The organism is Pseudomonas sp. SDO5532_S415, assembly GCF_054071155.1.
Genome location: NZ_JBSVWS010000227.1, coordinates 1 through 7461 on the forward strand (window position 1 = coordinate 1; position 7461 = coordinate 7461).

At 60.6% G+C, this 7461-nt stretch carries 8 protein-coding genes; 3 read left to right on the forward strand and 5 right to left on the reverse strand.

All coding sequences use genetic code 11. From position 1 onward, the window contains the following. Nucleotides 1-76: 76 nt before the first annotated feature. Complete coding sequence (locus ACW9HW_RS27640) at nucleotides 77-1414, reverse strand: DEAD/DEAH box helicase (protein WP_457402483.1); 1338 nt, start codon at nucleotides 1412-1414, stop codon at nucleotides 77-79. 64 nt (nucleotides 1415-1478) lie between these two features. Beyond that, the gene (gene yedA / locus ACW9HW_RS27645; protein ID WP_095196676.1) at nucleotides 1479-2420 is read right to left on the reverse strand and encodes a drug/metabolite exporter YedA; all 942 of its coding nucleotides are present in this window, start codon (nucleotides 2418-2420) and stop codon (nucleotides 1479-1481) included. Between the two features lie 166 nt (nucleotides 2421-2586). Here yedA and ACW9HW_RS27650 point away from each other — a divergent pair, with 166 nt between their 5' ends. Continuing rightward, nucleotides 2587-3045 (forward strand): Lrp/AsnC family transcriptional regulator, encoded by a 459-nt coding sequence (locus ACW9HW_RS27650; RefSeq protein WP_095196677.1) that lies wholly within the window; start codon nucleotides 2587-2589, stop codon nucleotides 3043-3045. A gap of 120 nt (nucleotides 3046-3165) precedes the next feature. Here ACW9HW_RS27650 and ACW9HW_RS27655 read toward each other — a convergent pair whose 3' ends face one another. The 3 genes from ACW9HW_RS27655 to ACW9HW_RS27665 form a co-directional block, all read right to left on the reverse strand. Beyond that, the gene (locus ACW9HW_RS27655; protein ID WP_103396515.1) at nucleotides 3166-3777 is read right to left on the reverse strand and encodes a 3'-5' exonuclease; all 612 of its coding nucleotides are present in this window, start codon (nucleotides 3775-3777) and stop codon (nucleotides 3166-3168) included. A gap of 22 nt (nucleotides 3778-3799) precedes the next feature. After that, entirely contained in the window at nucleotides 3800-4279 is a 480-nt protein-coding gene (locus ACW9HW_RS27660) for a LabA-like NYN domain-containing protein (protein ID WP_095196679.1), read from the reverse strand. Nucleotides 4280-4575: 296 nt separating this feature from the next. Continuing rightward, nucleotides 4576-5346 (reverse strand): DUF2076 domain-containing protein, encoded by a 771-nt coding sequence (locus ACW9HW_RS27665; RefSeq protein WP_457402487.1) that lies wholly within the window; start codon nucleotides 5344-5346, stop codon nucleotides 4576-4578. 178 nt (nucleotides 5347-5524) lie between these two features. On the opposite strand from ACW9HW_RS27665, the gene ACW9HW_RS27670 reads away from it, so the two are divergent. After that, the gene (locus tag ACW9HW_RS27670) at nucleotides 5525-6199 is read left to right on the forward strand and encodes a YciC family protein (RefSeq protein WP_095196681.1); all 675 of its coding nucleotides are present in this window, start codon (nucleotides 5525-5527) and stop codon (nucleotides 6197-6199) included. A gap of 66 nt (nucleotides 6200-6265) precedes the next feature. Continuing rightward, a complete protein-coding gene (locus ACW9HW_RS27675; protein WP_095196682.1) occupies nucleotides 6266-7345 on the forward strand; it encodes an endonuclease/exonuclease/phosphatase family protein in 1080 nt (359 codons plus the stop codon). Nucleotides 7346-7461: the final 116 nt, after the last annotated feature.

The window sequence follows — 7461 nt, forward strand, 5'->3', positions numbered from 1 at the left end:
GTTTTTTGTGAACGACACAAATCCCCTGTGGGAGCCAGCCTGCTGGCGATGAGGGCCTAACAGACGCCGCAGTTAATCAAGGCTTACGCTTACGCGGCCCGGTATTGAACACCGGCACTTTCCGCACAGGCTTGACCGACGGCTCCGGTGGCGAAGCCTCACCGCTATCCACCCACTTGCCCAGATTGCGTTTACCGCCACCACCGGAAGCCTTTGGCTTCTTCGGTTTTTTCGGCTTCTTGATCACCTGACCACTGGCATCGGTATCCGGCACGCGGTGCTCGGGCTCGAAGTCCGGCTCGTTCTGACGCTTCAAGGTCTGACGGGTCAGCATCTCGATAGCCGACAGCAGATTCACTTCATCGGCACACACCAGAGAAATCGCCTCGCCGGTGGATCCCGCACGACCGGTACGGCCGATCCGGTGAATGTAGTCCTCGGCCACGATCGGCAAGTCGAAATTGACCACCAGCGGCAAATCTTCGATATCCAGGCCACGGGCCGCAACGTCGGTGGCGACCAGGATCTGTACTTCGCTGAGTTTGAAGCGGTCCAGCGCACGCTGACGAGTCGCCTGGGGTTTGTCGCCGTGGATGCCGTCGGCATTGATGCCCAGGCCCTGGAGTTTTTCCACCAGCGCGTCCACGCCGTTGCGGGTCTTGGCGAACACCAGCACCTGCTTCCACTTGCCCTTGCGCATCAAGTGCACAAACAGCTCCGGCTTGCGCTTCTTGTCCACCGTCACCACCCACTGCTTGACGGTGTTGGCCGCCACGTTGCGTGGGCTGACTTCGATGCTCAGCGGATCGTTGAGCATTTGCCCGGCTAACAGGCGAATGTCGTCGGAGAAGGTCGCGGAGAACAACAGGGTCTGACGTTTCTTCGGCAGCGCCTTGTAGATGTTCGCCAGTTCTTCGGAAAAACCCAGATCGAGCATGCGGTCGGCTTCGTCCAGTACCAGGGTTTGCAACTGGTTGAACTTCAGCGCGTTCTGGCGGAACAGGTCGAGCAATCGGCCCGGCGTGGCGACCAACAGATCGACGCCACTGCGCAGCTTCATCATTTGCGGGTTGATGCTGACGCCGCCGTACACCGCATAGGTGCGCAATGGCAGGTTCTCGGCGTACTGGCGCACGGCTTCGTGAACCTGCTCGGCCAGTTCGCGGGTCGGCACCAGGATCAGCGCGCGAACCGAGTTGGCGCTGACTTTCGGCCCTTCCATGGCCAGCAATTGCAGGAGTGGCAAGGCGAAACCGGCGGTCTTGCCGGTGCCGGTCTGGGCCGCGGCCATCAGGTCGCGACCGGCCAGCACCGCCGGAATGGCTTGCGCCTGAACCGGCGTCGGAGTCTGGTAGCCGAGCTTCTCAAGAGAGCGCAACAAGGGTTCGATCAGGCCAAGGGTGGCGAAAGTCATGGAAGTACCGTAGGGAATTCAGCGCGGATTGTTCAAAACAAGATGCAATGGCGCGCAGTTTACCCTAATTCACACGGGATTCTGTCGGCACCACCGTCGGCACGACCTTCGCCACAGGCTGATGTGGTGTCCTTCGCCACTGCGGCAGGCCAATCAGCACCACCGCGCTGATGATCACCAGCATCGCCAGTGCTTCCTCGATACCGATCGTCTCACCGACAAACACGATCCCCAGCAACACCGCCACGGCAGGGTTGACGTAGGCATAACTGGTGGCCGCCGCCGGACGTACGTGTTTCAACAGGTACATGTAAGCGTTGAAGGCGATGATCGAACCGAACACGGTCAGGTACGCCAGCGCGGCCCAGCCTTCGATCGGCGGCATCTTTTCCAGATGCTCGCCGCTGACCGCACTACCGATCAGCAACACCACGCCACCCACCAGCATTTCCACGGCACTGGCCATTGCCCCCTCAGGCAACGGCAAGTGTTTGCTCCACACCGAGCCGAAGGCCCAGGTGGCCGCGGCAAAAATCAGCAAGGCGGCGCCCAATGGGCTCGATTGCAGGTTGGAGCCCAGGTTGAGCATGACGATGCCGATCATTCCCAGCGCGACGCCAGCCCATTCGAGACGGGTATTGCGCGCGCCCCAGAAATAGCCACAGAGCAAGGTAAACAGCGGCACCGTCGCCACCGCCAGCGCGGCCACGCCGGAAGCGACGCCGGTGTGCTCGGCCACGCTGACCGCGCCGTTGCCGCATGCCAGAAGCAATACCCCGATGATCCCGGCGGCTTTCCATTGCGCCCAAGTCGGCGCCGGCGCCCCGCGCCAGCGCAGGAAGGCATACATCAAGGTGCCGGCGATGACGAAGCGGATGCCCGCGAGCAACAAGGGCGGCCAGTACTCCACACCGATGCGGATCACCAGATAAGTCGAGCCCCAAATCACGTACAAAGCGAAAAAGGCAGCGATCAACGGTAAGGGAAAGCGACGTAGGCCGGACATGATGGGCAGCTCACAGGCAGAACAGGTAAACGGCTATTCTAGAAAGGCTGGCGCTGGAAAATAAGTTACAAAACCTGTTTAAAGCGCCAGTACACTTTTCAAAACACGGAGTTCAAGGCTATAAACCGTGCTTTCGAAAGTCCGTCATTTTTCAGGAGTCAGCACGATGGATAAGTACGACCGCATGCTCCTCAGCGCCCTGCTGGAAAACGGTCGCGCGTCCTACGCCGACCTGGCGCGCAAGGTCAACCTGTCGGCCCCGGCCGTGGCCGAGCGCGTGGCCAAACTCGAAGCCAGCGGCGTCATCACCGGTTACCAGGCGAAAGTCGATATGTCCAAGGTCGGCCTGCCGATCCGGTGCGTCATCGAACTGCGCCTGAACCAGCACGGCAACCAGAAAGCCTATGACGACCTGATCCAAATCCCACAACTCACCGAATGCCACCGGGTGACCGGCGACCCGTGCGTGATCATGCAGGCAGCGGTGGGCTCGATGCCGGAGCTGGAAGAGCTGATCAATCGTGTCGCGCAGTTTGGGTTCAGCAAGACGTCGATTGTGTTGTCGAGCGCGATAGAAAAGCGCGTGCCGTTGGGGCAACTGGAAGGGAATGGCAAGGCGATTTGATGTTTGCAGGTGATCCCCTGTGGGAGCGAGCCTGCTCGCGAAAGCGGAGTGTCAGTCGACATCAATGTTGAATGATCAATTTCTTTCGCGAGCAGGCTCGCTCCCACAAGGAACCTACGGTCAGAACCCGCGATAACGCTTGAGATGTTCGCCCACCTTCGCCGCCGGCACTTTCTGCAACTTGCACAGCAAATCATGGGACAGCTCGCGCAAACCATGTTTTTGCCGCAGCTCTTCAGCCAGGTGCGCCGTCAGGTTGGCGGCCATTTCCGCATCGGCCATCGCTCGGTGGGCCTTGCCGGTGTGGGGCAGGTTGGCGAAGGTCGTAAGGGTGCCGAGTTTGTGGTTCGGTGCGGCGGGCATCAGGCGACGGGCCAGTAGCAGCGAACAGGCGAAGTTCTGCAGGCGGGTGCGTTTGATCCGCCCCAGCTCGAAGTCCCAGAACTTCTGGTCGAACGCGGCGTTGTGCGCCAGCAAAGGCGTGGTGCCGACGAATTCGTTGACCTCGTTCATCACCTGCTCCGCCGAGGGCGCGGTGCGCAGCATGGCGTTACTTATACCGGTGAGTTGCTCGATGAACGCCGGGACGCGTACGCCGGCATTCATCAGGCTCTGGTAACGCTCGACGATGCGCCCCTGTTCAAGAATCACCACGGCAATTTCCGTGGCCCGGCAGCTGCTGCTCGGGGAGATCCCGGTGGTTTCAAAGTCGATGACTGCAATGCGTTCCAAACCTGTTTCAACTCCGTAAAAATCAATTCTTGAGCAGCAAGGCGCCTTCGATCGGCACGTAGCGGCTGGCGGCGCGGATCAGCGAGTTGGCGGTCAGGCCCGGCACGCCATAGGCTACCGCCTGAATGCCGTGCTTGCTGATGATGCGCTCCAGCAGCATGTCGAAATCTCCATCGCCGGAGGCCAATACCACTTCGTCGACATGGTCCGCCGCATCCATGATGTCGAGGGTGATACCCACGTCCCAGTCGCCCTTGGCCGAGCCATCGCTGCGCTGGATGTAGGGCTTGAGCTTCACGGTGAAGCCCAGGTTGCGCAGGATCTGCTGGAACTGCTGCTGTTTGCTGTCGCCACGATCGATGGCGTAGGCATAGGCCTCGACGATCTGCCCCTGCTTGCTGATTTCAGCCCACAGCGCGGCATAGTTGAAGTGGCAACCGTAGGCCTGACGCACGGTGTAATAGAGGTTCTGGACATCGGCGAACACAGCGATTTTCTTCACCGCAACATCCCCTTGGTGCGCAGACAGGATCAGGCCCCTGGCCCGAAAGTCGCCCAGTATGCCAGTCCGAAGGAGGGTTCCGCGAAAAATCGGCCGTAGGCACCTGGCAACCTCGGACGAATGGCAGCCCTGCGAGATGACAACCTGTGGCGAGCGAGCTTGCTCGCGCTGGGTTGCGAAGCGGCCCCCGCTCTCTGCTTCGAAAGAAGGGGGCTGCTGCGCAGCCCAACGGGACGGTGCGGCGACCCGACAAGCTCCCTCGCCACAGGGTTAGGTGCTAGATCTGACAGCTTGAATCAGACGAAGGAATCGTCGTCGCCACCAAAGAACGATGAATTGTCATCGCTGTAGTCGGCGTCGGTAAAACCGCCCTGATCATTGCCGTAGGAATCGTTACCGGCCATGCGCTGATCGTCGCCCCAGCCATTGTTACTTTGGTCGTTGACCTGGGCCGGCTCGTCCTTGATGACTTCGACGACTTCCTGCGGTTGCTGATTGTGATGGAACAGGCTGCTGATGCCTTGTGCCAGCATCACGCCACCCGCCACCCCGGCCGCGGTTTTCAGCGCGCCGCCGAGGAAGCTGCTGCCTGCTGCAGGCATCTGTTGTTGTGGCGCGTAGTTCTGTTGCGGCGAGGCACCGAAATTCTGCTGCGGCGGCTGCGAATTGAATGAGGACCGCCCCGGCTCTTGCCAGCCGCCACCGTTCGACACTGGCGCACTTCGGTTTGGCGCAGGCTGTGGATCACGGGTGCCACTGCCGAAAATGCTCGACAGAAAACCTCCGCTGCTCGGCGCCGGAGTCGCTGTCTGCGCCTTCGCCTGTTGCAGGTCAGCCTGCAATTGCTGAATTTGCGCGGTCAGTTGTCGGTTCTGTTCATCGAGGCTTTTGATCGCCGCCTCTTGCACCAGGATCGCCTGGGTCATGAAATAACCTGCCGCGGGCTGGCGAGTCAGGTGTTCCTTGATCCGCGCCTCGGCCTGGGCATCGCGCGGGGCTGAGTCCGCTTCGGCCTGCTGCAGCCGGGAAAACAGTCCATCGATCAGGGTTTGTTCTTCGTTGTTCATGGCGACCTCGTAGATTGCCGGGGAAATCGTTGCCCTTTCCCACTCAGGATAAGGTGCTCGACCTTAATGGAGACTGAAACAAGTTGTTTCAATGACCTTTACCGAACGTTTACGTTTGCGCCCTCCTCCACTTCATCGGTTAAAGTGAGCCACTGCTTTCAACCTGCGATACCGACTGATGAATCCGTTCGATGTACTGCGTGACTCCCTGTATTTCTTCAAGCGCAATCTGGGCCAGATCGTGCGGCTGTGCCTGCCGCTGGTGATCGTCGAAGCCCTGTTGCAACAAGTGGTCGACCGCTCCACCGAGCCGGACAGTTTCCCCGGCATCAGTGTGATGGTCGGCCTGCTGGTTTATCCGCTGTACACCGCCGCGTTGATCCTGTTTCTCGATGCCCGCAGCCGTGGCGAATCGCCAGGCAACCGCGAGCTGCTGTCGCGATCCGCCTACCTGTGGCCGCGATTCGCCCTGCTGACCGCCCTCAACACCCTGCTGATTCTGCTGGGCCTGTCGCTGTACTTCCTGCCAGGCATCTGGCTGATGGTGACCCTGGCGTTCGGTGAGTACCTGCTGGTCTTGCGTGGCCTGGCGCCACTGGCGGCGATGAAGGAAAGCCTGCGCCTGACCCGCGGCCATTTCATGCGCATCCTGGTGTGCATTCTGTGCGTGATGGCACCGTTGTGGCTGCTCAAGGGCGCGACGCTGGCGGTCTATCCCGAGCCGCAGAACCCGGTGATCTCGCTGCTGATCGACAGCGCCCACAGCTTCCTGCAACTGTTCACCAGCGTGGTCATCTTCCGTCTGTTCATGCTGATCAGCGAAGTGCCGGAAAAAATCGACGGGCCACTCTGACCTTGGGCGACCGACCGTCAGTCGGGTATGCTCGGGGTCAATTTCCGTAACGCTAAAAGCCGAGCCATGACCCGACTACTGCGCTACACCTTGCTGGGATTGCTGATGGTCATCGGTCTGGCCGGCGTGATGATCTACAGCCTGACCTGGCGCCCCGAAGCCAGGGAGGTGCTGCCGGTCAGTTGCAGTACCCGGGCACCGTCCCTGGCGCCCGGCCAGGCGCTGAAGGTGATGACCTGGAACGTCCAGTACCTGTCGGGAAAGCGTTACGTATTCTGGAATGACCTGGCAGCCGGCGCCGACGATGCCCCTACCCCCGAAGACATGGCCTTCAGCCTTGATGAAGTGGCACGGGTGATTCGCGACGAACAACCGGACGTGGTGCTGTTGCAGGAACTGGATGACGGCGCCAAGGCCAGCGATTACCAGAACCAGCTCAAACTGCTGCTGGAACGGGTCGCCGATCTGTATCCCTGCAGCGTCCACGCCTTCGACTGGAAGGCTGACTTCGTTCCCGATCCCCATATCTTCGGCAGCGTTGGCCGGCAACTGGCGACCTTGAGCCGTTATCAGATCGATCATGCCCAGCGCCTGCAATTACCGGTCGCCCCGAGCAATCTGATCAACCGCCAGTTTCAACCGAAAAACGCCTTGCTGGTCGCCTACCTGCCGTTGAGCGACGGCGGTCAACTGGCCGTGCTCAACACCCACCTGGACCGCGTGACGCAACCGGACGAGACACTGCAAACGCAGATTTCCGCCGTGGCCAAAGTCCTCGACAAGTTCGAAAGCCGCGGTACGCCCTGGCTGATCGGCGGCGATTTCAATCTGTTGCCGCTGGGGCAATACCAGCGCCTGCCCAGTGAGCAACGCACGCCCTACACCGCCGACAGCGCCTTGCACGCCCTGTGGGACAAATACCCGATGATCCCCACCAACAATGAAGCCAGCGGCATCGACCGCGCCCGCTGGCTGACCCACTACCCCAACGACCCGGGACTGAACGGCCCGGACCGCACCGTTGATTACCTGTTTTACAGCCCTCGCATCAAACGTGTCGAGGCGATGGTCCGGCAGGACGATACGTTGCGTATTTCCGATCATTTGCCGGTCATTGCGCGGTTCTTGCTCCCCGCCACCCCTTGATCCATGTTTCCAGGCGAATGCATAACCTGTGGGAGCGAGCCTGCTCGCGAAAGCGGTATGTCAGTCTGTGTCAACGTTGAATGATCCACCCCACTCGCCAAAAAGCTCGCTCCCAC

Excerpts from the sequence above, each read along its gene's own strand:
- ACW9HW_RS27665 (WP_457402487.1), bottom strand. The coding sequence starts at position 5,346 with ATGAACAACGAAGAACAAACCCTGATCGATGGACTGTTTTCCCGGCTG.
- yedA (WP_095196676.1), bottom strand. The coding sequence starts at position 2,420 with ATGTCCGGCCTACGTCGCTTTCCCTTACCGTTGATCGCTGCCTTTTTC.
- ACW9HW_RS27675 (WP_095196682.1), top strand. The coding sequence starts at position 6,266 with ATGACCCGACTACTGCGCTACACCTTGCTGGGATTGCTGATGGTCATC.
- ACW9HW_RS27650 (WP_095196677.1), top strand. The coding sequence starts at position 2,587 with ATGGATAAGTACGACCGCATGCTCCTCAGCGCCCTGCTGGAAAACGGT.
- ACW9HW_RS27640 (WP_457402483.1), bottom strand. The coding sequence starts at position 1,414 with ATGACTTTCGCCACCCTTGGCCTGATCGAACCCTTGTTGCGCTCTCTT.
- ACW9HW_RS27670 (WP_095196681.1), top strand. The coding sequence starts at position 5,525 with ATGAATCCGTTCGATGTACTGCGTGACTCCCTGTATTTCTTCAAGCGC.